Source organism: Halorubrum sp. CBA1229 (assembly GCF_003721435.2).
In the GTDB taxonomy this organism is placed as follows: Archaea; Halobacteriota; Halobacteria; order Halobacteriales; family Haloferacaceae; genus Halorubrum.
Genome location: NZ_CP054585.1, coordinates 877,503 through 902,543, shown reverse-complemented (window position 1 = coordinate 902,543; position 25,041 = coordinate 877,503). Strand labels below are relative to the sequence as shown.

Sequence of the window (25,041 nt, the reverse complement as noted above, 5' to 3'; positions counted from 1 at the left end):
TCGATTCGGCCGCGGGACGTGTAATCGTGTCGGCCCCGGCACGCTCCGTGCATTCCCCCGATCCCGCCGTCGGCCCGACGATCGGCGGCTGACACGGGCCGCCGAAGGTAATCCTTTAACCATCCGCCGACGGAAGACGAATGAACATGGGCTTGTCGTCGAGCACGCTGACGGCCGATCTGCTACAACTGCCGACGCCGGGGGACAACACGGTGATCGTCCTCGGCATCCTCGCGATCGTGGTGCTGGTCGGTCTGTCCGCGTTCTTCTCCTCCTCTGAGATCGCGATGTTCTCGCTCCCGCAGCACCGCGTCGACAGCCTCGTCGACGAGGGCGTCACGGGCGCGAAGACGATCCAGGACATGAAGGAGAACCCGCACCGGCTGCTGGTGACGATCCTCGTCGGCAACAACATCGTCAACGTCGCGATGACCTCCATCGCGACCGCGCTGTTCGGCTTCTTCCTCTCGCGGGGCGAGTCGGTCCTGGCGACGACGTTCGGGATCACGACGCTGGTGCTGATCTTCGGCGAGAGCGCGCCCAAGTCCTACGCCGTCGAGAACACCGAGTCGTGGGCGCTCCGGATCGCCCGCCCGCTGAAGGCGTCGGAGTACGCGCTGTACCCCCTCGTGGTGCTGTTCGACTACATCGTGAAGGGCGTCAACAGCATCATCGGCGGGTCGGCGGCGATCGAGTCGACGTACGTCACCCGCGACGAGATCCAGGACATCATCGAGACGGGCGAGCGCGAGGGCGTCATCGAGGAGGAGGAGCGCGAGATGCTCGACCGCATCTTCCGGTTCAACAACACCATCGCCAAGGAGGTGATGACGCCCCGTCTCGACGTCACCGCGGTCGCGAAGGAGTCGTCGGTCGAGGAGGCGATCGAGACGTGCATCCAGGCCGACCACGAGCGCGTCCCCGTCTACGAGGGGAACCTCGACAACATCATCGGCGTGGTGACCGTGCGGGACCTGGTCCGCGAGCTGCGCTACTCCGAGGGCGAGCCCTCGCTGGCGCGGGTCGTCAAGCCGACGCTGCACGTCCCCGAGTCGAAGAACGCCGACGAGCTGCTCGCGGAGATGCAGGAGAACCGCCTCCAGATGGTCACCGTCATCGACGAGTTCGGGACCACCGAGGGGATCATCACCTTGGAGGACATGGTCGAGGAGATCGTCGGCGAGATCTTGGAGGGCGACGAGGAGGCGCCCGTCGAGTTCTTGGAGGAGAACGTCGCCGTCGTCCAGGGCGAGGTGAACATCGACGAGGTCAACGAGATCCTCGGCATCGACCTCCCCGAGGGCGAGGAGTTCGAGACGCTCGCCGGCTTCGTCTTCAACCGCGCCGGCCGGCTCGTCGAGGAGGGTGAGGAGATCGAGTTCGACGGGGTCCGGATCCGCATCGAGCGCGTCGATAACACGCGGATCATGTCGGCGCGCGTGACGGTGCTCGACGTCGACGGCGAGGGGAGCGAGGACGGCGGGGCCGGGGAGGCCGAGACGGCGGCCGACGACGCGGTATAAATAGTTTATAAATAATTCTCAGCTGGGTCCGACCGTTTTTGATCGGTTACAATCTGCTGACGACTTGTCTTCGGTGAACACCTGCAAAGCCCCAGCCGTGAGCGGGACGCACGCTCGCTGTCGTTCGAAAGGCGCTCTGCGCCTTTCGTGATGACGAGACGCCGAAGGCGTCTCGAACCACGCTCCTCAGTCGGTCGCTATCGCTCCCTCCTTGCGGTCCTTTCGTCGTCATCAGAACGCAAAGCGTTCTGATTGGCTCACGAGAGCTTTGCTCTCGTGAACTCCTGCGTCCCGCTCACGGCTGCCCCTTTGAGTCCCGCCCCGCACAGCAGCCGCGCCTCACGCCTCCCCAGCCTCGCCGCTCGCTTGGGGCTCCCTGCGGTCGCCCACATCGCTCGCGGCGTCCCTCGCGCGCGCTGCTCGGCCGCGATGCGGCCTCGCAGGCGCGCGCCACCGCACCGTTTATTTATAAATAGCCGCCGCACTCATCCGCTCGGTAACCGAATTTTGCCAAGGGCCGCTCCCTCTCACCGTTCTCTCTCACACCGCGTACGCCCGCGCGGCGCCGACGAGCGCCTTCCGGTAGTCGCTCTCGGAGGGGTCGGGGCCGAGCGCCAGGAAGCGCTTTTTAAATGCGTTCACGTCGACCGCGTCGGTGTCGCTGCCGGCGGCGCGCGCGAGGTCGTAGATCCGGTGGTCCGGGCCGGCGATGTCGTGGCGTTCGACGAGAGCGAGCGCGAACGCGGCGTTGACGGCCGTGATCTCCGGGTCGGCGCCGGCCGTCACGGGCGGGGACCCGTCCCGCGAGACGTCCGGCCGGTCGGCGACCGCGGTCGCGAGCGTGGACTCTAAGAAGCCGAGGAGTTTGTCCGCGGGCGCGACGGAGAGCGTGATGTCGTCGGCGTAGATGTCCTTCATGTGATTCGCGATCTGGTAGCAGTGCGCGAGCTTGCGGCGCTCCACCGTCTCGCCGGAGAGCCCGAGGTACAGCGCCTCCTCGGTGGATTGGACGTGGGAGGCGTGACCCTCCTCGTACCGGGCCATGTGCGAGAGCTCGTGGACGGCCAGCTCACGCGCCATCGCGCTGGTGGCGGCGCGCTTCGAGACGTTGAGGACGTGGTAGCCGTCGTAGTGGCCGGCCCACGTCCGCTCGTCGGGGTCGTCGCGGACCTTCACATGGACCGGGTCAGCGAGCGAGCACTCGGTCTCGAAGAGGTCGGCGGCGCCGAGAAACGGGTCGGGGGGAACGTCACCCTGCACGCGGAGATCCATGCTTACTGTTCCCACGGTGGCGGCGGGTAAGTCTCTTGCGCCCGTCGAAGGCTTTTGTCGCGACGCGGCGAACTCTCCGCCATGCGCGCACGCCTCCACGCGGCCTACGACGACGGGCTCCGGCTCGTCGACCCCGAGTCGGGCGACGTCGCCGTCCGGCTCGCGGACCGCTCGGTCGAGTGCCTCTCGGTCACCGCCGGGACGGAGGGCGACGCGGATGGCGCCGCCGCGAGTGCCGCCGCCGCGGGCTCCGAAGCCGGCGCCCGCGTCCTCGCAGGCACCTTCGATGCGGGGCTGTTCCGTTCGCTCGACGGCGGTGAGACCTTCGAGCGCGTCGCGCGCGAAACCCTCGGCCCGGGCGGGTCGGGTCCCGACGCGGTCACCGCGGTCGCGACGAGCCCGCACGACCCCTCGGTCGTCTGGGTCGGGACGGAGCCCTCGCAGGCGTACCGCTCGCTCGACGGCGGCGCGACCTTCGAGCGCGTCGAGGGACTGGTCGACGTCCCCTCGGCGGAGTCGTGGTCGTTCCCGCCCCGCCCCGACACTCACCACGTCCGGTGGATCGAGCCGTGCCCGGTGGACCCGGAACGGTGGTTCGTCGCCATCGAGGCCGGCGCGCTCGTCGTCACGCCCGACGGCGGCGCGACGTGGATCGACCGCCCGGAGGGCTCCCGACGGGACAACCACGCGGTCGCGACGCACCCGGACGCGCCCGACCGCGTCTACGCGACGTCGAACGACGGGTTCGCCGTGAGCGACGACCGCGGCGCGTCGTGGCGGATCGTCGACGCGGGACTCGACCACGGGTACCTCTGGGGGCTCACGGTCGATCCCGGAGACCCGGGGACGGCGCTCGTCAGCGCGGCCGCCGGGGCGAACGCGGCCCACCGCCACGGCGAGGCGTACCTCTACCGCTATCGGCACGGAGCGGGGTTCGACCGGCTCGTCGACCGGGGGATGCCGACGGGTGAGGGGACGTACCGGGCCGTTCTCGCGAGCGGCGATCAGGCGGGAGAGCTCTGGGCGGCGTCCGACCGCGGGCTCTACCGGACGGGTGACGCGGGTGACTCCTTCGAGCGCGTGCCCGCGGACCTGCCCGCGTCGCCCCCGCGAGCGCTGGCGGTCTGCTGATCCGTCGCAACTAGTGTGGGCCGTCGACCGCGACCGGACGCGGCGCTACTCCCGGACGGCGCCGACGACGAGGTAGACGATCGGCGTGTCGAGGACGGCGATCGCGAGCTTGAGGAGGTACTGACCGAGCCCGAGCGCGAGGAGGAGCGACGGCTCGAACGGCTCGCCGGTGCCGAGCAGGACCGGGGCGGCGTAGAAGGCGACGCCGACGAAGATCGCGGTGTCGAGCAGCTGACTCGTCGCGGTCGAGGCGATGTTGCGCAGCCACAGCAGGCGCTCGCCGGTCCGCTCGCGGATCGCGTGGAAGACGAACACGTCCCAGTTCTGGCTCACGACGTACGCGAGCAGGCTGCCGGCGACGACCCCCGTCGCCGGGGCGAGCGCGGTCTCGAACGCGGCCGAGACCTCGGGGTTCACGCCCGGGGCGGCGAGCGTCGACCAGACGAGGGCGAGCACGAGGAAGTTCGCGAGGAACGCGACGTTGACGACCACCTGCGTCGCGCGGCGGCCGTACAGCTCGGCGTAGCAGTCGGACGCGAGGAACGTCAGGGCGTACGCGAGCGCGGCGCCCGGCAGGGTGATCTCGGGACCGACCACGGGGAGCGCGACCGGCAGCGGCAGGGCGATCACCTTCGCGGCGGTGAGCTGCGCGGTCGCGAGCGCGACGACGAACAGGGTGATCAGCCCGACCGCCGCCACCGCGCCGCGGTCGAAGGGGTCGACCGCGAAGGGGCCGTCGGTCCCCGCGGTCCGCGTCCGGCTACTCATCGCTCGCCTCGCGCTCCGCCTCGTCGCCGTCGGGGTCGAGTCGGTCGTGACGCGCGTCGATCTCGTCGAGGAGGTCGAGCGTCTTGCGGATCGACGCGCGGACGGCGTCGCTGCGATTCACGAACTTCCCGTCGTCGCCGACGTGCTCGTCGAGGTCGTCGAGCAGTTCGCCCGGGATCTCGACGCTTATCTTGGGCATACCGCTCCGTCGACCTCGGACCGATAAGAGCGTTCTTATTCGGAGAGTCTCTCGAGAATATCTCACGCGACGAGGTCGTCGCCGGCTGATCGGTTCGTCGTCATCGCCGGCTGACAAGTCCGTCGTCGTCGCCGTCGACCGACCGCATCGCGGACCGCCGGCGTGCGGCGTGTGCCTCTGGGGTCGGATCGCGGCGCGGTTGACGCCCCGACGGCGCGGAGCGTCGGTCCGGGGGAAATGCGGCGCGGCCGGACACGACCCCCTACCCGAGGCGGTGACGTGTCCGACCGCGCCCGTTCGGTCATAGGGCTCGACGCTGGTAAAAACGCGGCGGGTGGGTGAGCCGGACGCACAGGGAGGAGCAAGCCGGGCGCACAGGGACGCGATGTCGGCCGCGCCGCGTCGACGCGATCGGTACCGATGACGCGCCCCCGCCGTCTCCGCGTGCCACCGCTCCCCACGCGAACGCCGTAGCGAAGCGGTTAAGGGCGAACCGCGGGAAATACGGACAACTCGCTGCTGCGGACACAGCGGGCACTCGCCGCCGGGGCGCCGTCGACGTCATCAGACTGCGTCTGGTGGGCTGACGAGCGGAGCTCGTCAACGCCGTCGACGCCCCCGGGACGAGACGACATGTGGCCGCCTCGCGGCTGAATCGCAACCGTCCGCGGACAACAATATGGCACGAAGCTTCTACTCGCACATCAAGGAGGCATGGCGGTCCCCCAAGGAGGGGAAACTGGCGGAGCTGCAGTGGCAGCGCAAACAGGAGTGGCGCGACGAGGGCGCCATCGAGCGCATCGAGCGCCCCACCCGCCTCGACAAGGCCCGCGAACTCGGCTACAAGGCCAAGCAGGGCGTCATCGTCGCCCGCGTGAGCGTCCGGAAGGGCGGCTCGCGCAAGCAGCGCCACAAGGCCGGCCGCCGCTCGAAGCGGCAGGGGGTCAACCGGCTCTCGCGCCGCAAGTCGATCCAGCGCATCGCCGAGGAGCGCGCCTCGCGGAAGTACCGCAACCTCCGCGTGCTCAACTCCTACTGGGTCGGTGAGGACGGCTCGCAGAAGTGGCACGAAGTGATCCTCGTGGACCCCGCCCACCCCGCGATCGAGAACGACGACGACCTCGGCTGGATCACCTCTGACGACCACCGCGGGCGCGCCTTCCGCGGGCTCACCTCCGCCGGCACGAAGGGCCGCGGCCAGCGCACGCGCGGCAAGGGCACGGAGAAGACCCGCCCGAGCGTCACCGGCAACGACCGCCAGGGCAAGTAAGCCCGCCGCGGTCTCTCGGATTCTCTCGTTTATCAGCCGCGTAGCGGCGAGGCCGACGTACCCGCAGCGATCCTCAGTCACGCTCCGACAGCGCCGCGGCTCTCCGGATCGGATGCCAAAAAACGGAACCGGGGGAACGCGAGGTGCGTGGTCGAGGAGCGGTGCGCGGTCGAAACGGAACGCGTCAGGGGGCTGTGAGTTTCCTACTCGAAGCTCACATCGCACCGCCCATACCGCCCATGCCGCCCATGCCGCCGGCCGGGGCGCCGCCCTCGTCGTCGTCGCCGCCGGTCGACAGGTCGCCCGCGGAGATGATGTCGTCGATTTTTAGCACGAGGTTCGCGGCCTCGGCGGCCGAGGAGATGGCCTGCTCCTTCGCCTGGGCCGTCTCCACGACGCCGGCTTCGGCCGTGTCTACGACCTCGCCGGAGAAGACGTTCAGCCCGGCGTGCGCGTCGCCGGCCTCGTGGGCCGCGCGCAGGTCGACGAGCAGGTCGATCGCGTCGAGCCCGGCGTTCTCGGCGAGCACGCGGGGGATGAGCTCCAGCGAGTCGGCGAACGCCTCGACGGCGAGCTGCTCGCGGCCGGAGACGGAGTCGGCGTAGTCGCGGAGCCGGCGGGCGAGCTCGACCTCGATGGCGCCGCCGCCGGGGAGCGTGCGCCCGTCGGAGACGGTCGTCGCGACGACGTCGATCGCGTCTTCGATGCCGCGCTCGAGCTCGTCGACGACGTGGTCGGTCGTGCCGTACAGCAGGAGGGTGACGCCGTGGGCGTCCTCGCCCTCGACGTAGAACAGCCCCTCCTCCTCGTCGCGCTCGACCGAGCCGACCGCGAGGTCGTCGGCGGTGAGCGAGTCGAGGTCGGTGACGATCGGCGCGCCGAGCACGTTCTTGAGGAAGCTCAGGTCGGACTTCTTCGTCCGGCGGACCGCGAGAACGCCCTCCTTCGCGAGGTAGTGCTGGGCGAGGTCGTCGATCCCCTTCTGACAGAAGACGACGTCGGCCCCGCTCTCGACGATCGTGTCGACCTTGTCGCGGAGCTGCTTCTCCTCCTGGTCGAGGAACTTCTGGAGCTGGTCGGGCGAGTCGACGTTGACGGAGGTGTCGACGTCGGCCTCCTCGACCTCGATCGGGTCGTTGAGGAGGAGGACGTCGGCCGACTCGAAGTCGGTCGGCATGTCGTCGTGGACGGGGTCCTTGTCGATCACCGCGCCCGAGAGGAGCTCGGACTCGCCGGCCGCGCGGCCGGTGCGGGTCTCGATGTTGAGGTTCGCGAGGTCGACGACGTGGGAGCCGTCGTCGGCCTCGACGGTGACGCCCTGGATCGCGCGGACGACGAGGTCGGCGAGGGTCTCCTTGTCGAGCTCGGCGCCCTTACCCGTCATCGACGTCTCGGCGACGTTCTTCAGCGTCTCGGTGTCGTCGGGTTCGACCTCGGTGGCGATTTCGTCGACCTGCTCGCGGGCGTACTCGCTCGCGAGGTTGAAGCCCTTGATCACCGCTGTCGGGTGGATGTCCTGTTCGAGGAGGTCCTCGGCGTTCTTGAGGAGCTCGCCCGCGATCGCGACCGCGCTCGTCGTGCCGTCGCCGGCCTCGTCCTCTTGGGTCTCGGCGACCTCGACGATCATCTCGGCGGTCGGGTTGTCGATGTCCATCGTCTGCAGGATGGTGACGCCGTCGTTCGTGATGGTGACGTCGCCCATCGAGTCGACGAGCATCTTGTCCATCCCTTTCGGCCCGAGCGTCGACCGTACGGACTCGGCGACGCCGCGCGCCGCGGAGATGTTGTACTCCTGCGCATCTTTGTCCTTGACGCGCTGGGCGTCATCGCCCATGATGATCATCGGCTGCCCCTGCTGCATTCGCTGGCTCATACAGCGTTTGATTGATTGTGATTCTATATAAACCCATCGTTGAGGAGCGATCGAGCGCCACCGCGGCCGACGGCTACCGATCCGAGAAAACCGCACGACTCCGGAACGCTCACCGTCTGTTTGTGGGGATAGTTAGCATGGCTCTCCGAGAGGGTTCGGACGTCCGTACTGCCTCGTTTATATATGTCAGTGCCCGCCACGGTGCGGATGTGAGGGATCGGTGACGGACGAAGCGTCGCTCCCGGTGATCAGTCGTTCTCGGCGCACGATGGACGGATGAACAGCTCTCGGGCGGGGTTACCGACGGAAAAACGGAGACGGCGTTCGGTCGCGAGCGCTCACCGATCGAGCTCGTCCTCGTCGAGATATTCCGAGTCGATCTCGTCGAGGGACGGTTCCGGTGGTTCGTCGGGGGCGTCGAGCTCGCGTCGGTTGAGACGGCTCTCCAGCTGCCGGCGCTTGTTCTTTCCTTTCCGCTCGCGACCTGATTTCGTGTCTGGCATCGTCACCCGTGTCAACACCACCCATACACATGAGTCTTGTGTCAGTGTGTGAGACAGTCAGACAACGGTCGGGAAGCAGACGGCACCGCGGCTAACAGCGGTGAATTCGTCGACAAAGAACGCCAGGAGAGGGATTTGAGCCCCAGTCGTTCCGCTCGCCCCGCTCGCTTCACTCCCTGATTCAAATCCCTTCGTCCGGGTTCGTCGACGCCGGACTCGCTCGTCGCTCCGCTCCTCGCTCGTGGTCGGCGTCGACAAAGAACGCCAGGAGAGGGATTTGAACCCCCGATCCCGGAAGGGAACACGCTTTCCAGGCGTGCGCCTTACCACTCGGCCATCCTGGCTCGCTCCGAGATAATCCGCTGGGACTGTTAAGTCCTTCTTTTCACGCGCTTCGCCCGCAGTCGGTGTTCGGCCGCGTAGGCGATTCCGGCGGACGCGACGGCGATCGCCGCGGCGAGCCCGATCAGCCCGCCGTATCCGACCGGGAGGCCGCCCGCGACGAGCAGGAACCCCTGCGCGACCACGAGGAAGGCGAACCCGCCGACGAGCCCCCACAGCGCCGCCGACTTCGCCCTGGCGCGTTTCGTCGGCCGCGCGGGAGGCTCCGCCGCGTCCGCTCCGCTCCCGGTCTCGTCGCGCTCGGCGCCCATCTACTCGACGACGGCGACCGCCTCGATCTCGACGCCGACGCCCTTCGGGAGCGCGCCCGCTTGGACCGCCGACCGCGCCGGCGGCGACTCGTCGAAGTACCCGGCGTACGCCTCGTTCATCTCGTCGAAGTCGTCGATGTCGGCGAGGAAGACGGTCGTCTTCAGCACGTCGGTCGGCGTCGCGCCCGCCTCGTCGAGCACGGCGACGAGGTTGTCGAGCGCGCGCTCCGTCTGCTCGGCGACCGGCGCGTCGTCGAGGAGTTCGCCGTCAGGCGTCAGCGGGATCTGCCCGGCCGTGAACACGAGCTCGCCGTTCGTCGTCGCCTGGCTGTACGCCCCGACCGCCTCGGGCGCCGCGTCGGTGTGGACGATCTCCTTCATACGTCCCCCCGTTCGACGGGCCGCCCTAAGAGTGCGGGGGAACTGTGGCCGACCGCCGCCGAACCGAGGCCGACCGCCGCCGAACCGAGGCCGACCGCTGGGGCATCGAGCCGATCCCGCCCTCGATCACCGCTGGTCATATATTCCTCGCCTGCTAACACCCCACACATGACGGGAGGTGACCTCCTTCCGGTCGCCGCCGTGTTCGTCGGGGTGCTCGCGGCCAACCTCGCGCTCGCGTGGCTCCTCGCGAAGCGGGACTGGGGCCCGCCCGAGATCCTCGGGTCCGCCGGCGACTCGTCGCCCTCGGAGACCGAGTCCGCCTCGGGGGGCGACTCCGAGGCCGTCTCGACCGCCGGGCCCGAGTTCGCCGTGGCCGCCGACGCGGACTCGACGGCGACCGGGACCGACCCGGACGGCGACCCGCCCCCGCTCGACGTCGACGGCGAGACCGTCGTCTGCCGGCACTGCGGGGCCGAAAACCGTCCCGACTTCCGCTACTGTCGGTGGTGCGTCCGGTCGGGATTCGCGACCGACGGCCCGGGCGCCGGGGACGGCTCGTCGATGACCGAGCGCTCGCTGTGAGCGGCGGGCGGCCCGACGCGGGAGCCTCGCCCGAGCCGCTAGTCCGCGTTCACCCGACAGCCGCCAGAGTAGTCGATCCCGTCGATCGTCTCGATGCCGTCGTCGCCGCACACCGGGCAGTCCGGATTCCGGCGGTAGGGGACCGTCTCGAACGTCAGGTCCATCGCGTCGTAAAACAGGAGCCGGCCGTCCAGCGTCTCCCCGGCGTCGAGCAGGAGCTTGATCGCCTCGGTGGCTTGGATACAGCCCACTGTGCCGGGAAGCACGCCGAGCACGCCCGTCGCCGCGCAGTCGGGCACCGTCCCGGGCTCGGGCGCCTCCGGGAACAGACATCGGTAACAGGGGCCGTCCGGGACGAGCGTCGTCGCCTGCCCCTCGAACTTGTAAATCGCGCCGTGCACGACCGGGAGGCCCTCGATCCGGGCCGCGTCGTTGACGACGTACCGCGTCCGGAAGTTGTCCGCGCAGTCGACGACCACGTCGTAGTCGGCCAGCAGGTCGCGGACGTTCCCCTCGTCGAGCCGGGTCTCGTGGGCCTCCACGTCGGTGTCGGGATTGAGCCGGTCGACGTACCGCGCCGCGGACTCGACCTTCGGCTCGCCAACGTCGGCGTCGCCGTGGATCACCTGCCGCTGGAGGTTCGAGCGCTCGACGACGTCGTCGTCGACGATCCCGAGCGTCCCGACCCCCGCGGCCGCGAGGTACTGGATGACCGGGGCGCCGAGCCCGCCCGCCCCGACCACGAGGGCGCGGCCGTCGAGGAGGCGCTTCTGCCCCTCCGGGCCGACCTCGTCCATGATCACGTGCCTGGAGTACCGGTCGAGCTGGTCGGCGTCGAGCGAGAGACTCATGGGTCGATATGCGTCGTGAGCCGGTATAATCGTGTTCCCGAGTATACGCGTGTTCCCGACTATACGATGTTTCAGCGTCTCCAGAGCTGGGCGCTTCGGTCGGTCGCTTATAAATAAATGACACCGATCCAGCGGCGAACGCCTGCAAAGCCCCGGCCGCGCTCGGCTCCCACAGCTCGCTGCGGTCCTCGGTCGCGCCGCTCCCTGCGGTCCTTGCGTCGCTGGGGTTCGCCGAGCGCGGCCGCCCCTTTGAGTCCCCCCCGACCGCAACCGCACAGCACCTCACGCCTCCCCAGCCTCGTCACCGGCGCGTAGCGCCGGTTGCAAGCGAGAGCTTCGCTCTCGCCCTGTCGGCGGTCCTCCGCGTTGCTCCGGACCACCGACTCCCTCGCACCGTCGGTGAGCGGCCCAGTAGGCCGCTCACCGGGGCGCGCCACTGCACCGCCGTTCATTTATAAACAGTCGTTGCTGTCGCCCCCGTCCCCGCCGTCGATCCAGTAGGGTTCAAGTACCCCACCGGCAAAACTCGCGGCATGCAGACGCTGCTTTTGAACGCCGACGACGTCGACGAGAACGCCCGCATGGACCGCGTCATCGACGCGGTGCGCGGCGCGTTCACGGCCTACGAGCGCGGGAACGCGAAGATGCCGGCGAAGTCGTACATCGACCTCCCGGAGTACAACGGCGACTTCCGGTCGATGCCGGCCTACCTCGACGTCCGGACCGAGGACACCGCCGAGGAGACCGGGTGGGACGCCGCCGGGATCAAGTGGGTCAACGTCCACACCGACAACCCCGCCGACCACGACCTCCCGACCGTGATGGGGACGATGATCTACTCCGACCCGGAGACCGCGTTCCCGCTGGCGGTCCTTGACGGCACGACGCTCACGATGAAGCGCACGGGCGCGGCCGCCGCGGTCGCCACCGACCACCTCGCGGTCCCCGACGCGACCTCGCTCGGGATCGTCGGCGCCGGCGTCCAGTCGTACACCCAGCTGGAGGCGATCGCCGCGGTCCGCGACATCGAGGAGGTCGTGATCAGCGACTTGGACGAGGAGCGCGTCGCGGACTTCATCGACGCCTTCGACGACCGGTTCGACGTCCGGGCGGGTTCGATCAGCGAGGCGGGCCACTGCGACGTGCTCTCGACGGTGACGCCCGTCGAGGACCCCGTCGTCGGTCCCGACGACGTCGGCGAACACACCCACGTCAACGCGATGGGCGCCGACGCCGAGGGCAAACACGAGCTGACGGACGACCTCCTGCTGGACGCGACCGTCGTCATCGACGACCACGAGCAGTGCACCCACTCCGGCGAGATCAACGTCCCCTACGCGGCGGGGACGCTCACCGACGAGGACATCTACGGCGAGATCGGCGAGATCGTCGTCGGCACCCGCCCGGGCCGGGCCGACGTCGACGCCGGCGGCAACGCCCCCGGCACGGGCGCGGAGGGCGTCACCGGCGTCACCGTCTTCGACTCCACCGGGCTCGCGATTCAGGACGTCGCGGCCGCCCGCGTCGTCTACGAGCAGGCCGACGACAACGACAACGGCTACCCGTTCGACCTGCTCGGACTCGCTGAGTAGCCGGGGCTCACCTGTCGGCCGCGGTCTCGCCCCGCCCTCGTCGGCCGCGGTCTCCACCCATCCACCGCCGACCGCTTTTTACGGCCGCCGGCCCTACTGATCCCGTGCAACTCGTCAGCGTCGCCGCGCTCGCGGAGAACCGGGTGATCGGGAACGACGGCGGCGTGCCGTGGCCGGACCTCCCCGAAGACGTCCGCCAGTACCGCGCACGCGTCGCGGGCTCGCCCGTCGTCCTCGGTCGCCGGACGTTCGAGTCCATGCGGGGGAACCTCCCCGGCCGCCGGCAGATCGTCGTGAGCCGCAGCGTCGACGCGGTGGCCGAGCCGACCGCAGTCGTCGCCGACGGCGTCGACGCGGCGATCGAACTCGCGCGCGAGCTCGTCGGCGATCGACCCGACGCCGGCGCGGTCGACGGCGTCGCCGGCGAGACGTCGCCCGCCGGAACGGGACCGGTCGACGCTCTCCCCGACGACGCCCCCTCGGACGGCGCCGTCTACGTCCTCGGCGGCGGCACGATCTACGAGCTGTTCCAGCCGCGCGTCGACCGGATGGTCCTCAGCCACGTCGACGGCGCCTACGACGGCGACACCCGGTTCCCGGCGTGGAACGAGTCGGAGTGGCGCGTGGCCGACGAGACCGAGTACGAGGGGTTCACGCTCCGCGAGTGGACCCGCCGTTAGCGGCCGCCTGCGTCGTCTTTCGACTCCGCGTACGACCGGAGCTGTAACTTCGCGCTCTCGGTGAGCCTGTCGAGCGCCTCGCTCACCCCGTGCTCGCGCGCCTCGACCGACGCCTCGGCGACGAGCGTCCGGACCGTGTCGAACGGTCCCATCCGGGCCCCCGTCGTGGCGACGCGGTCCTCGGCGTCCGCCAGCTGGTCCATCGCCGTCCGGTAGCCGGGGTTCTCGTCGAACCAGCCCTCTCGGGAGAGCCGGTCGACCGCCCCCTCGTGGACCGGGAAGTAGCCCGTCTCGCGGTGCCAGCGCGCCTGCCGCTCGGGGGCCGCGAGCCACCCGAGGAACGCGGCGGCCGCGCGCTGCGCGTCCGTCGGCGCGCCGTCGGCGATCCACAGCGACCCGCCGCCCACGACGACGCCGTGGCGCTCGTCGGCCACCGGGAAGTACCCCGTCCCGACGGGGAACGACGCCCCTTCGTGGACGCCGACCATCGCCGAGGTCGACCCGATCAGCATGCCGGCGCGGCCCGCGTGGAACGCCTCTCTGGCCTGCCCGCGCGCCTCGATTCCGGGGTCGTGGTACAGCCCGTCGGCCGCCATCTCGGCGATCCACTCGTACACCCGTTCGCCCGCCTCGGCGTCGAAGTAGGCCTCGGTCGGGGTCCCTGCCCGGCCGTTCTCGGCGTCGACGAGGGGCTGCCCCGCCTCGGCGAACCACTGCTCGACGAACCACGAGTAGTTCGCGAACGTGATGCCGGTCTCGACCCCGCCGCGTTCGACCAGCCGCTCGGCGCAGTGGCGCACCTCGGCGAACGTCGTCGGCGGGTCGTCCGGGTTCAGCCCGGCGCGCTCGAAGGCCGCCCGGTCGTAGTACAGCACCGGCGTCGAGGCGTTGAACGGGAGCGAGTGGAGCGCCCCGTCCGTCCGGTAGTAGTTCGCGACCGGATCGAGGAGGTCGTCCGGATCGAGGGCGGTGGCCTCGTCGAGGGCGTCGACGCCGCCAAACCGGCGCCCGTCGACCTCCTCTAGCAGCCCCTCGACCGGCGCGAACGCGCCGCTGTCGAGCGCGCGCTTCGTGCCGATCTCGTAGAGGTGCGCGATCGTCGGCGGCTCGCCGCGCTCGGCGGCCGCCAGCGTCGCGTCGAACACGCCGCGGTAACTCCCCTTCGAGGACGGCCGGATCTCGATCCCCTCGGTCGCCGCCTCGAACTCGGCGACGAACTCGTCGAGCAGGCGCGCCTTCCGGCCGCCGAGGGCGTGCCAGAACTCGACGACGGTCGCGTCGTCGTCCGCGGCGGCCCCGTCGAGCGCGTACGCCCCCAGCTCCTCGTCGAGCGCGCCCGTCCGGTCCGAGAGCGTCGACGCGCCCGCGGCCACCTCGGTCAGCGAGGTCTTCTGCGTGTGGGCGATCGTCGTCACGTCGGCGGCGTCGGCGGCCGTGTCGTCGGCCAGCGCGCCCACCGACTCCACCATGTCGACGGCCTCCTCGATCGAGGCCGCTTGGTCGTCGGTCGCCTCGCTGATCTCCTCAACCCCGCTCGTCGTCTCCTCGACGTCTTCGGCGAGGTCGGCGAACGCCTCCAGCGCGGTCTCGGCCGTGTCGATCCCCTCGCCGACGCGCTCGCGCATGTCGGCGATCTCCGCGACGGTCGCGTCCGTCTCCCCGCGCACGGCGTCGATCGACGACTCGATCTCGGCGGTCGCCTCCTGCGCCTCCTCCGCGAGCGACTTCACCTCCTCGGCGACGACCTCGAAGCCGGCGCCGGCCTCGCCGGCCCGCGCGGCCTCGATCGAGGCGTTCAGCGCGAGGATGTTCGTCTCGTCGGCGATGTCGCGGATGAGGTCGGTGACGTCCTCGATCGCGGCGACCTCGCTCTCTAACGACTCGACGCGCTCGCGGGCGGTCTCGGTGCGCTCGTCGACGACCCGGAGCTCGTCGATCGCGGCCGTGGCCGCGTCGTTCCCCTCGTCGGCGCGCTCGGCGACGCTCGCCGCCGTGGTCGCGACCTCCTCGGCGGAGGCGGCGACCTCCTCGGTCGCCGCGGAGACGCTCTGGAGCTCCCGCGTCGCCTCCGCGATGTCGTCGCGCTGCGTCGTCGCGGCCGCCTCGATGTCGTCGACCGCGGCGTACACGTCCTCGCTGTGTTCCTTCGCCCGCGCCACGTTCGACCGGACGTGCTCGGACGCCCCCGCGACCTCGTCGCCGAACCCGTCGGCCGCCGAGAGGGTGTCGGCGACGTCGGCGACGAAGGCGTTGAGGTCGCTCGCGAGCGCGGCCGCCTCGGTCTCCTTCCCGTCCCCGTCGGGCTCCGGGAACCGCGCGCCGAGGTCGCCGTCGGCGAGCCGCGCCGCGACCTCGCGGAACGCCTCGGTCGGGACCTCCCCGTCTCCCGCGTCGCTCCGGTCGCCGCCGCTCCGGGTCGCGTTCGTCGCGGTCCCGTTCTCGGCCGTACCGCTCCGGGTCGCGCCGTTCGAACGCTCGCCGCCCTCTCGGGACGCCCCGCCTCCGTCCGGTCCGCCGCCGTGTCCGTTTCGACTCATCTGTCGCCGGTTTCGGACCGGAGTATATAACGGATCGATCCGGTTTCTCGGAGCTGATAACGGGCGCGACGGCCGGGGAGGGAGCGACCGGCTACTCCTCGCCGCCACCGACGCGCTCGGCGAAGCCGAACCGCGGCTTCGCGTCCTCGACTTCGACCGTCAGCGTCTCGCCGACCGCGGCGTCCGGGACGAAGAGGGAGTACCCCTCGACGTAGGCGATCCCGTCGCCCTCGTCGCCGAGCTCCTCGACGGTCACCTCCAGTCGGTCGCCCGCCGCGACGGGAGCCGTGTTCAGCCCCTTCGCGACGAGGTACACCTCTGAGGAGGAGTCTCGGGAGGCGGGCGGCGAGACGGTCCGGAGGTACTCGAACTCCGCGCGGACGTCCTCGCGGAAGGCGTCGAGGTCCTCGCCCTGGAAGGCCTTCACGACGAAGTCGCCGCCGGGCGCGAGCAGCTCCTCGGCCACGTCGAACGCCTGCCGCGCGAGGTGGATCGACCGGGCGTGGTCGAGGGAGTACTCGCCGGTCATGTTCGGCGCCATGTCGGAGAGCACCACGTCGGCGCCGCGCTCGCCGACCGCCTCGCGCAGGTAGTGGCGGGTGCGCTCCTCGGTCATGTCGCCGCGGATCGTCTCGACGTCGTGCTCCTCGAGGTCGTTAATGCGCTGGAGGTCGACGCCGACGACGGTGCCCGACTCGCCCACCTCCTCGGCGGCGACCTGCAGCCACCCGCCCGGGGCGGCGCCGAGGTCGACGACGGTGTCGCCGCGCTCGAACAGGTCCGCGTCCTCGTCGAGCTGTTTCAGCTTGTAGGAGGCCCGGCTCCGGTACCCCTGCTGTTTCGACCGGTTGTAGTACTCGTCTTTTCCGCTCATCTGTCTCTCCCCGCGGCTCGCGGCCTACTGTCGTTCGAAATCGCGGACGAATCGGCGTTCATACCCGGAACGACGGGACCGACCCGGAAATGGACATCGGATGCGAGGCTCGCCGGTGAACGGTGCGAGAACCGTCACTCGTTCGAGCGCCGCAGCCACGCCGCCACCCGTTCGAGACCGGAGGCGACCGCGTCCAACGGCCGCCACCCCGCGGTCTCGGCGGACGCGGCGGTCTCAGCGGCCGTGGCGGCCTCCGCGCTGGGCGCGCGGTCGGTCTCCGCGCTGGGCGCGCGGTCGGCCTCCGATCGGGCCGCGACGATCGCCTCGTAGCTGTCGATCACCTGCTGCCGCCGTCGCTCCTCCGACTCGACGGCCCGTTCGAGCGCGTCCACCTCCGCCTCCAGTTCCTCCACCTTGGCCGTGAGCGCGGCGACGCGGACGCGACGGTGATAGCTCGGGGGACGGTCGCTCTCCGAGCGGACGCTCACGGACGCGCCCGACTGAAGCCGCGGTCCGTCGATCGAGTCCACCGTCTCGACGTCGATACCACCGGAGTCGAGCGAGCCGGATGCAGAGGGCATCATGAGGGGAGATATGTGTACACGTACCACACGGAAAAAGCTCAGTCAGCCGCGAGTCGGACGCGCCGCGTACGTCCGGTTCACGGCGACGAGCGGTCCACCACCACGCGGCCCCACAGGCGGTCCTCGTCGTCGGCGCCGGTCGCGTCGGCGACTCCTCGCTCGCTCGGGCGTCCGGCCGGTCGGACCGCGAATCCGAGGTCCGCGTAGAACGCCCGCAGGTCGGCGTCGAACGCCGCGGTGACGACCGCGAGCGCGGGGTCGCGCTCCGCGCGCCGCACCGCCGCGGCGACCAGCGCGGAGCCGATGCGGCGCCCGCGACGGGCCCGCCGGACGGCCACGGCGTCGACGTGGAGCCGGTCCGGCTCGGGGCGCGTCGCGACCAGCGCGCCGACGACCGCGTCCGTTCTTTTAAATCGGGCGACCAGCGCGTCGCCGGCGTCGATCGCGGCGTCGACGACCCCGGGGTCCGTCTCCAGCATGGCGGCGTCGAGCACGCGGAGGGCGTCGAGCCGGTCGTCGGGCCCGGCGGGCGCTATCGCGATATCGTCGGGCGGCTCCGTCGGTGGGCTCACGCGTCGCAATCCGTCGCGCCGTCGTCCGTCGCGCCGTCGTCCGTCGCTCCGCCCTTTATAAGTCGGAGCAGTCGGACCTCGTCGGCGTCGACGACGCGGTCGCCGGGAACCGGCGAGCCGTCGACGAGGACGGACGCCTCCTGCGGGTGGTACCCCGCTTCGCGGATGAGGTCGGCGTATGTCGCGTCGTCGGCGAGGTCGTACTCGGCGGCTCCCTCGCCGACGACCTCGACGGTGACGTTCATCGGGGACCTACCCGTCCAGCCGTTCGCGGAGCAGCCCGTTCACCTGGCCGGGGTCGGCGCTGCCGCCCGTCTCCTGCATCACCTGCCCGACGAGGAAGTTGATCGCGCCCTCGTCGCCGTCGTGGTAGTCGGCGACCGCGTCGGGGTTGTCGTCGATGGCGGCCTCGACGGCGGTCTCGACCTCGCCGGAGTCGGCCACGCCGAGCCCCTCGCGGTCGATGACCGTCTCGGGGTCCTCGCCCGCGTCGAGCATCTCGCGGAGGACGACCTCCTCGGCGTTCTTCACGGTGAGCTCCCCGTCGGCGACGAGCTCGATCAGGCGCGTGAACTCGTCGAGCCGGTCCTCGACGTCCGTGATCTGCATCTCCCGATAGTTGAGCTCGCCGAGCAGGTTGTCGGCGACCCACGTCGCGGCGAGGTCGGGGTCGAACGACTCGGCGACGTCCTCGAAGAAGTCCGCGACCGCCTTCGTCGAGGTGAGCTTCGAGGCCGACTCGCGGTCGAGCCCGTACTCCTCGCGGAAGCGCTCCCGCCGGGCGTCCGGCAGCTCCGGGATCGGAATCTGCTCTTTCCAGTCCGACACCTCCAGCGCGGGGAGGTCGGCCTCCCGGAAGTAGCGGTAGTCCTTCTCGGCCTCCTTCGAGCGCATCGAGACGGTGACGCCGCGCGCCTCGTCCCAGTGACGCGTCTCCTGCTCGATCTCGCGGCCGCGCCGGAGCACGTTCTCCTGTCTGGTGACCTCGTACGCCAGCGCCTGCTCGGCGCCCTTGTGGCTGGAGATGTTCTTCACCTCCGCGCGGTTCACCTCCGCGAGGGCGTCGTCGGTGATCGCCCCGTCGTCGGCGACCTGGCCCTCCGGGACGAGCGAGACGTTGGCGTCGACGCGCAGGCTCCCGTCGCGGGTCGGGTCGAAGACGCCGAGGTACTCGAGGACCTCCTCTAACTTCGCGAGGAAGGCGCGCGTCTCCGCCGGCGACCGGAAGTCCGGCTCGGTGACGATCTCCATCAGTGGCGTTCCGGCGCGGTTGTAGTTCACGAGCGTATGCGTCGCCGACTCGATGGAGCCGCCGGCGTGCTGGAGGCTCCCGGGGTCCTCCTCGAGGTGTGCTCGGGTGATCCCGATGGTCCGCGGCTCGCTGTCGACGCGGACTTCCAGCTCCCCGGACTGACAGATCGGGGCGTCGTACTGGGTGAGCTGGAAGTTCTTCGGCAGGTCGGGGTAGTAGTAGTTCTTCCGGTGGAACGTCGTCGTCTCGGGGATGTCGGCGTCGATCGCCTTCCCCACCTTCACGGCGGCCTCGACGGCGGCCTCGTTGAGGACCGGCAGCGCGCCCGGCAGCCCGAGGCAGGTGGGACACGTGCGCGTGTTCGGCTCCTCGTCCTCCTCGGTGGGCTCCGTCGAACAGCCGCAGAAGATCTTCGTGTCGGTCTCGAGCTGGACGTGGACCTCCAGCCCGATCACGACCGTCCGCTCCTCCGTCGCGGCCTGAGTGCTCATTACCGACTCGTTGCGGGCGGGCCACCTAAATCGTGTCGGGAGCGATACGTGGTGTATTACAGTCGAGTCGGCGTGGATCTGGATGTTCGCTTTCACGGTACTCGGCGATACGTCCTCGACAGCGGATCGACGGTGAACACCGTCAAAGCCCCAGCCGCGAGGATGGCGCACACTCGCTGCGCTCCTCACTTGGTCGCTGGCGCTCTCTCGTTGCGGTGCTTGCGTCGTCTGCGCCATCCTCGCGGCTGCCCCTTTGAGTCCCACCCGCCCGCAACCGCCCCGCACCTCACGCCTCCCCAGCCTCGTCACCGGCGCGTAGCGCCGGTTGCAAGCGAGAGCTTCGCTCTCGCCCTGTCGGCGGTCCTCCGCGTTGCTCCGGACCGCCGACTCCCTCGCGCGTGCTCCTCGCGCCCTGCGGGCGCTCGGAGGCACGCGCCACCGCGGGTGTTCGTGTTGAGCTATGTCGCAGTGTTCGCCGCGGCCGATCTCCCCCCGGCGGCGTTGCTAAACCCTTATGAGCGCGCGGGTGGGAGGAACGGCCGTATGAGCGACCTCCCGGACGACTTCGACTGCACCCTCACCAACTGGGAGTACATCTACGGGCTCTGCCGCAACGTCTCGAACGAAGTGAAGCGCGCGGACTTCGAGCCGGACATGGTCGTCGCGCTGGCCCGCGGCGGCTGGTTCGCGGGCCGATGCGTCTGCGACTTCCTCGGGCTCAACGACCTGACGAGCCTCAAGATGGAGCACTACGTCGGCGCGGCGGAGAAGACCGACGAGCCCCAGATCCGCTACCCGATGCCGGAGGGCAGCGTCGAGGGGAAGAACGTCCTGATCATCGACGACATCGCGGACACCGGCGGCTCGATCCGCCGCGCCGAGGAGTACGTCGACGACCGCGACGCCGCCGAGATCCGCACCGCGACGCTCCAGCTGCTCGGCACCTCCGAGTTCCAGCCGGACTTCGTCGGCGAGCGGCTCGAACAGTGGACGTGGGTCGTCTACCCGTGGAACTTCCTCGAGGACATGATCGACCTCACCGAGGGCGCGATGGAGCGCGCCGACCAGGACGCCTTCGACCGGGAGGCCGTCCGCCACTACCTCGACGAGTACCACAGCATCGGCCGCATCGAGATGGAGGTCGCCCAGCCCGGCCGCCTCGACGAGGTGCTCGACGAGATGGTCCGCCGCGGCGTGGCCGACCGCACCGGCGACGACGCCTGGACGCTCGCCGAGTGACCGCTCGCGATGGCCGGAGACGACCCGGAATCGGACGCTGACCCCGACCCCGCGATCGACGCCCTCCTCGACGCCTACGCCCTCAAAGACGAGCGGCGCACGGGCTGGCAGCTCCGCGGCGTCGACGCCCCCGAGTCGGTGGCCGCGCACGCGTGGGGGGTCGCGTACCTCGTCTTGACGCTCGGCGACCGGTTCCGGACGGACCTGCCCGACGTCGACCTCGACCGCGCGCTCCGGCTCGCCGTGGTCCACGACGTCGCCGAGGCGGAGACCGGCGACGTCGCGACGCGCGCCGACTCGACCGCTGACCCGGTGGACCCGGCCGCGAAGGAGACCGCCGAGCGCGAGGCGATGGCCGACCTCGCCGGACCGCTCCCCGACCGCGTCCGCGACGCGTGGGAGGCGTACGAGGTCCGCGACTCGCCGGAGGCCGTGCTCGTCAAGGAGTGTGACCTGCTCGACGTCTGTCTGCAGGCGGTGATCTACGAGCGCGGCGACCGGTACGACCCCGCCGCCGGCGACCCCGACGCCTTCCGCGAGTACGACGACCTCGACGAGTTCTTCGCGACGACCGGGCCCCGACTGCGGACCGAGACGGGTCGCGCGCTGTTCGAGCGACTCCACGACCGGTACCGGGCCGCGCGGGACGGGCCGTGAGCGCCCCGGTCGGCTCCGAGGGCGCTCAGTCCGACCCGCGCCAGGCCGCGGCGGCCGCGTCGATCACCTCCAGGGCGTCTCGGCTGCCGTCCGCCTCACCCTTCTCGAAGTCCTCCTCGGTCTGCCCCATCTGGTTGGTCACGTGCGCGAAACAGACCACCGGCCGGTCCCGAGCCTCTGCGAACGCGTACAGCGCCGCCGCCTCCATCTCCACCGCGAGGACCCCCTCGGACCGGGCGCGTTCGATCGCGGTCTCGGTCTCCCGGAAGGGGGCGTCCGTCGTCCACGTCGCGCCCGCGTACACCGGCCGCGACACCGATTCGCACGCCCGCTCGACCGAGTCTCGGAGGTCGGGATCGAGGCGCGCGTACCGACCCGACGACCGGTAGTGATGGCTCGTCCCCTCGTCCCGGAGCGCGCGCTCGATGAGCACGAAGTAGGGCGGGTCCTCCCTCGGGACGATCCGCCCCGAGGAGGTGACGCTCACGAGGAGGTCGCAGCCGGCGGCGAACAGCTGCTCCGCGACGAGGACGGCGAACGAGGCCCCGACGGCGCGCCCCACGATCCCGAACTCCTCGCCGCCCCGTTCGAACCGATAGAGGTCGGTGTGGTACCCCGGCCACGTCTCGTCCTCCCGCGCCGCGCCCGTGGCCGCCAACTGGCGGACGACGTCTCCGTCCGGGTCGAGCACGCAGACGTCCGGGACCGGCCGCTCCGGGAGATCCTTCTGTCGTCGGGCGTTCTCCATGAGGGCCTCCGGCGCGAAGACGGACGGCTCGTCGAACGCCTTCGCCTCGAAGAGCGGGGACGCGTCCGAGTCGGACGGGTCGGTCATGTGCCGGCGTTCGCGGAACCGACGAAAGGGTGTTGCGGTCAGTCGACCGGCTCGCCGACGACCGCCGCGATCGCCGCGGTCTCCGGGTCGCTGCTCTCGAACACCTCTTCGCCGGAGACCCCCAGGAAGTACTCCCGCTCGCCGTCGACGCGTTCCAGTATCCGCTCCGTCAGGGCCGCCGAGTCGCGGTGGACCATCCGCTGGAAGTACGAGCCCTCTCGCCGCAGGTTCGACCGGACGTACTCGGAGCGCGTGTTCAACACGAGCGCGACGAGGGTCCCGTCCGACGCGAGGACGCGGGTCGCCTCGCTCAGCGCCGCTTCGGCGTCGGGGAGGAACTCGAGCGTCGAGACGAAGACCACGGCGTCGACCGACCCGGTCGCGACCGGCAGCGCGGTCGCGTCACCGAGGACGAACGGCGCGTCGACCCGGTCCCGCGCCGTCCGGACCATCGCCGCCGACCGGTCGAGTCCGATCATACCGCGGTCGGGGACTCGCTCCTCGAGCGACCCGATGCCGCACCCGACGTCCAGCGCCCGGTCGCCCGCGGCGACGTGTCGGCGCACGTACGCCGCCTCGCGGTCCATGACGGCGCTCCCGAACTCGCTGTCGCAGAACCGGACGAAGCTCTCGACGTCGCTCACGGCGCGGGCCCCTCGAAGACGCGCGTTCGTCGACCTTCGATGCACCGAGCGGCCGCGAGACCGCGCTCCGGTGTGGTTCTCGTAGCCATCGTGTCTTGAGGTTCCGTGTCTCGGAGGTCGCGGTGTGCTAACGGCGGACTAATCGGCGGCGCGATCGGCCCGACGGGTCTCCTCGACCTCCAGCGGGTCGCCCGTCGACGTCGCGGTGACCAGTCGCAGGTACTGTCCCGCGCTCGTGAGCAGCTTGTTCTCCGCCTTCCGGAGGTGTTCCTCGTACGTCGAGCGAGCGACGGCCGTCTGGTCGGCGAGCTCCCGCAGCGAGGTCTTCCGCGGCTGGGTGTAGTAGCCGCGCTCCAGCGCCAACTGGAGCGCCGCCAGCTGTCGGTCGGTGATACCCTCGAACAGCTGGTTGGCCGGCGCCAGCATGCTGTGCGGGACCTGCTGTTCCGAGATCGAGGTCTTCGAGAGCAGTTCGATCTCCCTGTCGGCCCGCAGGTCGTCGAGCAGATCCCGGACGTCCGCGTCGTCGAACGCGACCACCGTGTAGTGCTCCCAGCCCTGCCGGTAGATCGTCGGTGACTGATACAGGCAGTTGTGCGCCTCGAAGCGGTCGATGACGGACTCCTCGAGCGAACAGAGGCAGGACTGCGTGACGACGTGGTACCCGTCGCCGTCCTCGGACTGGTGGAGGACGGTCCCGAGTCGGTCGATGTCGTCGAGCAGCGCGTCCGTCGGGGTCGTCTCGGTCGTGATCTCGAGCACCTGGCAGTCGCTCAGCGGCCACTCTCGTATCGTGAGATCCGGGTGCCGCTCCGAGATCTCCCGGTACGGACACTCGTGTTTGACCCGGACGGAGGCCTCGTACAGACTCATCGAGCGGATTTGGGCTCGTCCGTAATTAATAGTGCCGGTCATGTCCGGCAGCGACCGTATCCCCCCGTCCGCGCTATTCAAGAGTACGATGCAGGAGCTATCGCCGGACGCGCTCAGCGAACAGCTGCGAAACGACGACGAGGGCCCGCTCGTCCTCGACATCCGCCACGAACCGGAGTTCGAGGAGTGGCACGTCCCGGGCAGCGTCAACGTCGACGTGTACGACGAGTTGACCGGCGACCCCGACCGCGCCAAGCCGACGCTCTCCGCGCTCCCCGACGACACGGAGATCGTCACCGTCTGCGCCGAGGGCGTCGTCTCGCAGACCGCGACGGACGTCCTCCGCGAACTGGGCTACGACGCGGTGACGCTCGCCGACGGGATGAGCGGGTGGAGCCGCGTCCACCGACACGCCGAGGTGCCGGTCGACCTCGACGGGACGCTCGTTCAGATCGCGCGCCCGGGAAAGGGCTGTCTCTCGCACGTCCTCGTCTCGGACGGCGATGCCGCCGTCTTCGACCCGTCGCACTACCTCGACGAGTACGACGCGGTCCTCGACGAGTACGACGCGGAGGTCGTCGGCGTCTTCGACACGCACGCCCACGCCGACCACGTCTCGGGCGCCGCGGCGCTCGCCGACCGCCACGGCGTCCCCTACTCCCTCCACCCGAAGGACGCGCTCGCGCTCGACGCGACGCCGATCGAGGACGGCCAGGTCGTGACCGTCGGCGGGCTCGCCGTCGAGGTCATCCACACGCCCGGACACAGCGAGGGAAGCGTCTCGTTCGACGTCGGCGGCGCGGCGCTGCTCACGGGGGACACCCTGTTCCACGACAGCGTCGGCCGCGTCGAGCTCGGCGTCGAGGCCGGCATCGAGGACTCCGATGTCGAGGGGAACGCCGCGACGCTGTACGAGAGCCTCCGGCGGCTGCTGGACCGACCGGACGACGCGGTCGTGCTCCCGGCGCACGACCCCGGCTCGCCGGAGCCGCCGGTAGCCGCGACGCTCGCGGAAGTCAAAGCGCGGAACGCGGACCTCGGTCGCGACCGCGAGGCGTTCGTCGCGGCGCTCGCGTCGGACGTCCCGGACCACCCGCCGAACTTCGAGCGGGTCAAGCGCACGAACGTGGGACAGGAGTCGGTTCCGGCGGACGAACTGGCCGAGCTGGAGCTGGGGCCGAACAACTGCGCGGCCGAGTGAC

The 25,041-nt window shown here is 70.4% G+C and carries 26 protein-coding genes and 1 tRNA gene; 9 read left to right on the top strand and 18 right to left on the bottom strand.

Annotation, left to right across the window (positions count from 1 at the left end; translation table 11 throughout):
- Positions 1-146 precede the first annotated feature (146 nt).
- Positions 147-1,523, top strand: a complete 1,377-nt coding sequence (locus Hrr1229_RS04500; protein ID WP_123114919.1) for a hemolysin family protein — start codon at positions 147-149, stop codon at positions 1,521-1,523.
- Positions 1,524-2,063: 540 nt separating this feature from the next.
- Here Hrr1229_RS04500 and Hrr1229_RS04495 read toward each other — a convergent pair.
- Positions 2,064-2,795 (bottom strand): DUF5781 family protein, encoded by a 732-nt coding sequence (locus Hrr1229_RS04495; protein WP_123113998.1) that lies wholly within the window; start codon positions 2,793-2,795, stop codon positions 2,064-2,066.
- Positions 2,796-2,876: 81 nt separating this feature from the next.
- Between Hrr1229_RS04495 and Hrr1229_RS04490 the strand changes: the two genes are divergently transcribed.
- Complete coding sequence (locus Hrr1229_RS04490; RefSeq protein WP_123113999.1) at positions 2,877-3,926, top strand: hypothetical protein; 1,050 nt, start codon at positions 2,877-2,879, stop codon at positions 3,924-3,926.
- Positions 3,927-3,971: 45 nt separating this feature from the next.
- Here Hrr1229_RS04490 and Hrr1229_RS04485 read toward each other — a convergent pair whose 3' ends face one another.
- Entirely contained in the window at positions 3,972-4,694 is a 723-nt protein-coding gene (locus Hrr1229_RS04485; RefSeq protein WP_123114000.1) for a queuosine precursor transporter, read from the bottom strand.
- Positions 4,687-4,893, bottom strand: a complete 207-nt coding sequence (locus tag Hrr1229_RS04480) for a type II toxin-antitoxin system ParD family antitoxin (protein WP_123114001.1) — start codon at positions 4,891-4,893, stop codon at positions 4,687-4,689. The genes Hrr1229_RS04485 and Hrr1229_RS04480 overlap by 8 nt, the downstream gene beginning before the upstream one ends.
- 679 nt (positions 4,894-5,572) lie before the next feature.
- Here Hrr1229_RS04480 and Hrr1229_RS04475 point away from each other — a divergent pair.
- Positions 5,573-6,163, top strand: coding sequence for a 50S ribosomal protein L15e (locus tag Hrr1229_RS04475; RefSeq protein WP_123114002.1), 591 nt, complete (start codon positions 5,573-5,575; stop codon positions 6,161-6,163).
- A gap of 214 nt (positions 6,164-6,377) precedes the next feature.
- Here the strand turns inward: Hrr1229_RS04475 and thsB are convergent, their stop codons facing one another.
- From thsB to Hrr1229_RS04450, 5 genes are all read right to left on the bottom strand, one after another.
- A complete protein-coding gene (thsB, locus tag Hrr1229_RS04470) occupies positions 6,378-8,024 on the bottom strand; it encodes a thermosome subunit beta (RefSeq protein WP_123114920.1) in 1,647 nt (548 codons plus the stop codon).
- Between the two features lie 350 nt (positions 8,025-8,374).
- The gene (locus Hrr1229_RS04465) at positions 8,375-8,539 is read right to left on the bottom strand and encodes a hypothetical protein (protein WP_176329357.1); all 165 of its coding nucleotides are present in this window, start codon (positions 8,537-8,539) and stop codon (positions 8,375-8,377) included.
- A 262-nt stretch (positions 8,540-8,801) separates the two neighbouring features.
- Positions 8,802-8,883 (bottom strand) — tRNA-Ser (locus tag Hrr1229_RS04460).
- Between the two features lie 27 nt (positions 8,884-8,910).
- Positions 8,911-9,192 carry a hypothetical protein gene (locus tag Hrr1229_RS04455; RefSeq protein ID WP_123114003.1) on the bottom strand — a complete coding sequence of 94 codons (282 nt, stop codon included), beginning with the start codon at positions 9,190-9,192 and terminating at the stop codon, positions 8,911-8,913.
- On the bottom strand, positions 9,193-9,573 hold the full coding sequence (locus Hrr1229_RS04450; protein WP_123114004.1) for a Rid family detoxifying hydrolase: 381 nt from the start codon (positions 9,571-9,573) through the stop codon (positions 9,193-9,195).
- Positions 9,574-9,741: 168 nt separating this feature from the next.
- Here Hrr1229_RS04450 and Hrr1229_RS04445 point away from each other — a divergent pair, with 168 nt between their 5' ends.
- Positions 9,742-10,158: a zinc ribbon domain-containing protein gene (locus tag Hrr1229_RS04445; RefSeq protein WP_123114005.1), complete on the top strand. Its 417-nt coding sequence runs from the start codon at positions 9,742-9,744 to the stop codon at positions 10,156-10,158.
- A 38-nt stretch (positions 10,159-10,196) separates the two neighbouring features.
- Here the strand turns inward: Hrr1229_RS04445 and moeB are convergent, their stop codons facing one another.
- Positions 10,197-11,009 (bottom strand): molybdopterin-synthase adenylyltransferase MoeB, encoded by an 813-nt coding sequence (gene moeB, locus Hrr1229_RS04440; RefSeq protein WP_123114006.1) that lies wholly within the window; start codon positions 11,007-11,009, stop codon positions 10,197-10,199.
- A 533-nt stretch (positions 11,010-11,542) separates the two neighbouring features.
- Between moeB and Hrr1229_RS04435 the strand changes: the two genes are divergently transcribed.
- Positions 11,543-12,601 carry an ornithine cyclodeaminase family protein gene (locus tag Hrr1229_RS04435; RefSeq protein WP_123114007.1) on the top strand — a complete coding sequence of 353 codons (1,059 nt, stop codon included), beginning with the start codon at positions 11,543-11,545 and terminating at the stop codon, positions 12,599-12,601.
- A gap of 104 nt (positions 12,602-12,705) precedes the next feature.
- Positions 12,706-13,281, top strand: coding sequence for a dihydrofolate reductase (locus Hrr1229_RS04430; RefSeq protein ID WP_123114008.1), 576 nt, complete (start codon positions 12,706-12,708; stop codon positions 13,279-13,281).
- On the opposite strand, the gene Hrr1229_RS04425 is transcribed toward Hrr1229_RS04430, so the two are convergent.
- From Hrr1229_RS04425 to gatB, 6 genes are all read right to left on the bottom strand, one after another.
- Positions 13,278-15,818, bottom strand: a complete 2,541-nt coding sequence (locus Hrr1229_RS04425; protein ID WP_123114009.1) for an extracellular solute-binding protein — start codon at positions 15,816-15,818, stop codon at positions 13,278-13,280. The two genes, Hrr1229_RS04430 and Hrr1229_RS04425, sit on opposite strands and share 4 nt — an antisense overlap.
- Before the next feature lie 91 nt (positions 15,819-15,909).
- Positions 15,910-16,692 carry a 23S rRNA (uridine(2552)-2'-O)-methyltransferase gene (locus Hrr1229_RS04420; protein ID WP_123114010.1) on the bottom strand — a complete coding sequence of 261 codons (783 nt, stop codon included), beginning with the start codon at positions 16,690-16,692 and terminating at the stop codon, positions 15,910-15,912.
- Positions 16,693-16,826: 134 nt separating this feature from the next.
- Positions 16,827-17,276 carry a hypothetical protein gene (locus Hrr1229_RS04415; RefSeq protein WP_123114011.1) on the bottom strand — a complete coding sequence of 150 codons (450 nt, stop codon included), beginning with the start codon at positions 17,274-17,276 and terminating at the stop codon, positions 16,827-16,829.
- A 77-nt stretch (positions 17,277-17,353) separates the two neighbouring features.
- Complete coding sequence (locus Hrr1229_RS04410; protein WP_123114012.1) at positions 17,354-17,857, bottom strand: GNAT family N-acetyltransferase; 504 nt, start codon at positions 17,855-17,857, stop codon at positions 17,354-17,356.
- Positions 17,845-18,093: a ubiquitin-like small modifier protein 2 gene (locus Hrr1229_RS04405; protein WP_123114013.1), complete on the bottom strand. Its 249-nt coding sequence runs from the start codon at positions 18,091-18,093 to the stop codon at positions 17,845-17,847. The genes Hrr1229_RS04410 and Hrr1229_RS04405 overlap by 13 nt, the downstream gene beginning before the upstream one ends.
- 7 nt (positions 18,094-18,100) lie before the next feature.
- The gene (gene gatB / locus Hrr1229_RS04400; protein ID WP_123114014.1) at positions 18,101-19,591 is read right to left on the bottom strand and encodes an Asp-tRNA(Asn)/Glu-tRNA(Gln) amidotransferase subunit GatB; all 1,491 of its coding nucleotides are present in this window, start codon (positions 19,589-19,591) and stop codon (positions 18,101-18,103) included.
- Positions 19,592-20,134: 543 nt separating this feature from the next.
- Between gatB and Hrr1229_RS04395 the strand changes: the two genes are divergently transcribed.
- Positions 20,135-20,830, top strand: a complete 696-nt coding sequence (locus Hrr1229_RS04395; RefSeq protein ID WP_123114015.1) for a phosphoribosyltransferase — start codon at positions 20,135-20,137, stop codon at positions 20,828-20,830.
- A gap of 9 nt (positions 20,831-20,839) precedes the next feature.
- Positions 20,840-21,487, top strand: coding sequence for an HD family hydrolase (locus Hrr1229_RS04390; RefSeq protein ID WP_123114016.1), 648 nt, complete (start codon positions 20,840-20,842; stop codon positions 21,485-21,487).
- Positions 21,488-21,512: 25 nt separating this feature from the next.
- On the opposite strand, the gene Hrr1229_RS04385 is transcribed toward Hrr1229_RS04390, so the two are convergent.
- The 3 genes from Hrr1229_RS04385 to Hrr1229_RS04375 all read right to left on the bottom strand — a co-directional run bounded on the left by Hrr1229_RS04385 (position 21,513) and on the right by Hrr1229_RS04375 (position 23,839).
- Positions 21,513-22,322, bottom strand: a complete 810-nt coding sequence (locus Hrr1229_RS04385; protein WP_123114017.1) for a nucleoside phosphorylase — start codon at positions 22,320-22,322, stop codon at positions 21,513-21,515.
- Between the two features lie 38 nt (positions 22,323-22,360).
- On the bottom strand, positions 22,361-22,966 hold the full coding sequence (locus tag Hrr1229_RS04380) for a methyltransferase domain-containing protein (protein ID WP_123114018.1): 606 nt from the start codon (positions 22,964-22,966) through the stop codon (positions 22,361-22,363).
- Between the two features lie 138 nt (positions 22,967-23,104).
- Entirely contained in the window at positions 23,105-23,839 is a 735-nt protein-coding gene (locus tag Hrr1229_RS04375; protein ID WP_123114019.1) for a helix-turn-helix domain-containing protein, read from the bottom strand.
- An 88-nt stretch (positions 23,840-23,927) separates the two neighbouring features.
- Between Hrr1229_RS04375 and Hrr1229_RS04370 the strand changes: the two genes are divergently transcribed.
- Complete coding sequence (locus Hrr1229_RS04370) at positions 23,928-25,040, top strand: rhodanese-like domain-containing protein (RefSeq protein ID WP_123114921.1); 1,113 nt, start codon at positions 23,928-23,930, stop codon at positions 25,038-25,040.
- Position 25,041: the final 1 nt, after the last annotated feature.

Coding starts and splice junctions, on each gene's coding strand:
- Hrr1229_RS04500 (WP_123114919.1), top strand. CDS start 147: ATGGGCTTGTCGTCGAGCACGCTGACGGCCGATCTGCTACAACTGCCG.
- Hrr1229_RS04495 (WP_123113998.1), bottom strand. CDS start 2,795: ATGGATCTCCGCGTGCAGGGTGACGTTCCCCCCGACCCGTTTCTCGGC.
- Hrr1229_RS04490 (WP_123113999.1), top strand. CDS start 2,877: ATGCGCGCACGCCTCCACGCGGCCTACGACGACGGGCTCCGGCTCGTC.
- Hrr1229_RS04485 (WP_123114000.1), bottom strand. CDS start 4,694: ATGAGTAGCCGGACGCGGACCGCGGGGACCGACGGCCCCTTCGCGGTC.
- Hrr1229_RS04480 (WP_123114001.1), bottom strand. CDS start 4,893: ATGCCCAAGATAAGCGTCGAGATCCCGGGCGAACTGCTCGACGACCTC.
- Hrr1229_RS04475 (WP_123114002.1), top strand. CDS start 5,573: ATGGCACGAAGCTTCTACTCGCACATCAAGGAGGCATGGCGGTCCCCC.
- thsB (WP_123114920.1), bottom strand. CDS start 8,024: ATGCAGCAGGGGCAGCCGATGATCATCATGGGCGATGACGCCCAGCGC.
- Hrr1229_RS04465 (WP_176329357.1), bottom strand. CDS start 8,539: ATGCCAGACACGAAATCAGGTCGCGAGCGGAAAGGAAAGAACAAGCGC.
- Hrr1229_RS04455 (WP_123114003.1), bottom strand. CDS start 9,192: ATGGGCGCCGAGCGCGACGAGACCGGGAGCGGAGCGGACGCGGCGGAG.
- Hrr1229_RS04450 (WP_123114004.1), bottom strand. CDS start 9,573: ATGAAGGAGATCGTCCACACCGACGCGGCGCCCGAGGCGGTCGGGGCG.
- Hrr1229_RS04445 (WP_123114005.1), top strand. CDS start 9,742: ATGACGGGAGGTGACCTCCTTCCGGTCGCCGCCGTGTTCGTCGGGGTG.
- moeB (WP_123114006.1), bottom strand. CDS start 11,009: ATGAGTCTCTCGCTCGACGCCGACCAGCTCGACCGGTACTCCAGGCAC.
- Hrr1229_RS04435 (WP_123114007.1), top strand. CDS start 11,543: ATGCAGACGCTGCTTTTGAACGCCGACGACGTCGACGAGAACGCCCGC.
- Hrr1229_RS04425 (WP_123114009.1), bottom strand. CDS start 15,818: ATGAGTCGAAACGGACACGGCGGCGGACCGGACGGAGGCGGGGCGTCC.
- Hrr1229_RS04420 (WP_123114010.1), bottom strand. CDS start 16,692: ATGAGCGGAAAAGACGAGTACTACAACCGGTCGAAACAGCAGGGGTAC.
- Hrr1229_RS04415 (WP_123114011.1), bottom strand. CDS start 17,276: ATGATGCCCTCTGCATCCGGCTCGCTCGACTCCGGTGGTATCGACGTC.
- Hrr1229_RS04405 (WP_123114013.1), bottom strand. CDS start 18,093: ATGAACGTCACCGTCGAGGTCGTCGGCGAGGGAGCCGCCGAGTACGAC.
- gatB (WP_123114014.1), bottom strand. CDS start 19,591: ATGAGCACTCAGGCCGCGACGGAGGAGCGGACGGTCGTGATCGGGCTG.
- Hrr1229_RS04395 (WP_123114015.1), top strand. CDS start 20,135: ATGAGCGACCTCCCGGACGACTTCGACTGCACCCTCACCAACTGGGAG.
- Hrr1229_RS04390 (WP_123114016.1), top strand. CDS start 20,840: ATGGCCGGAGACGACCCGGAATCGGACGCTGACCCCGACCCCGCGATC.
- Hrr1229_RS04385 (WP_123114017.1), bottom strand. CDS start 22,322: ATGACCGACCCGTCCGACTCGGACGCGTCCCCGCTCTTCGAGGCGAAG.
- Hrr1229_RS04375 (WP_123114019.1), bottom strand. CDS start 23,839: ATGAGTCTGTACGAGGCCTCCGTCCGGGTCAAACACGAGTGTCCGTAC.
- Hrr1229_RS04370 (WP_123114921.1), top strand. CDS start 23,928: ATGCAGGAGCTATCGCCGGACGCGCTCAGCGAACAGCTGCGAAACGAC.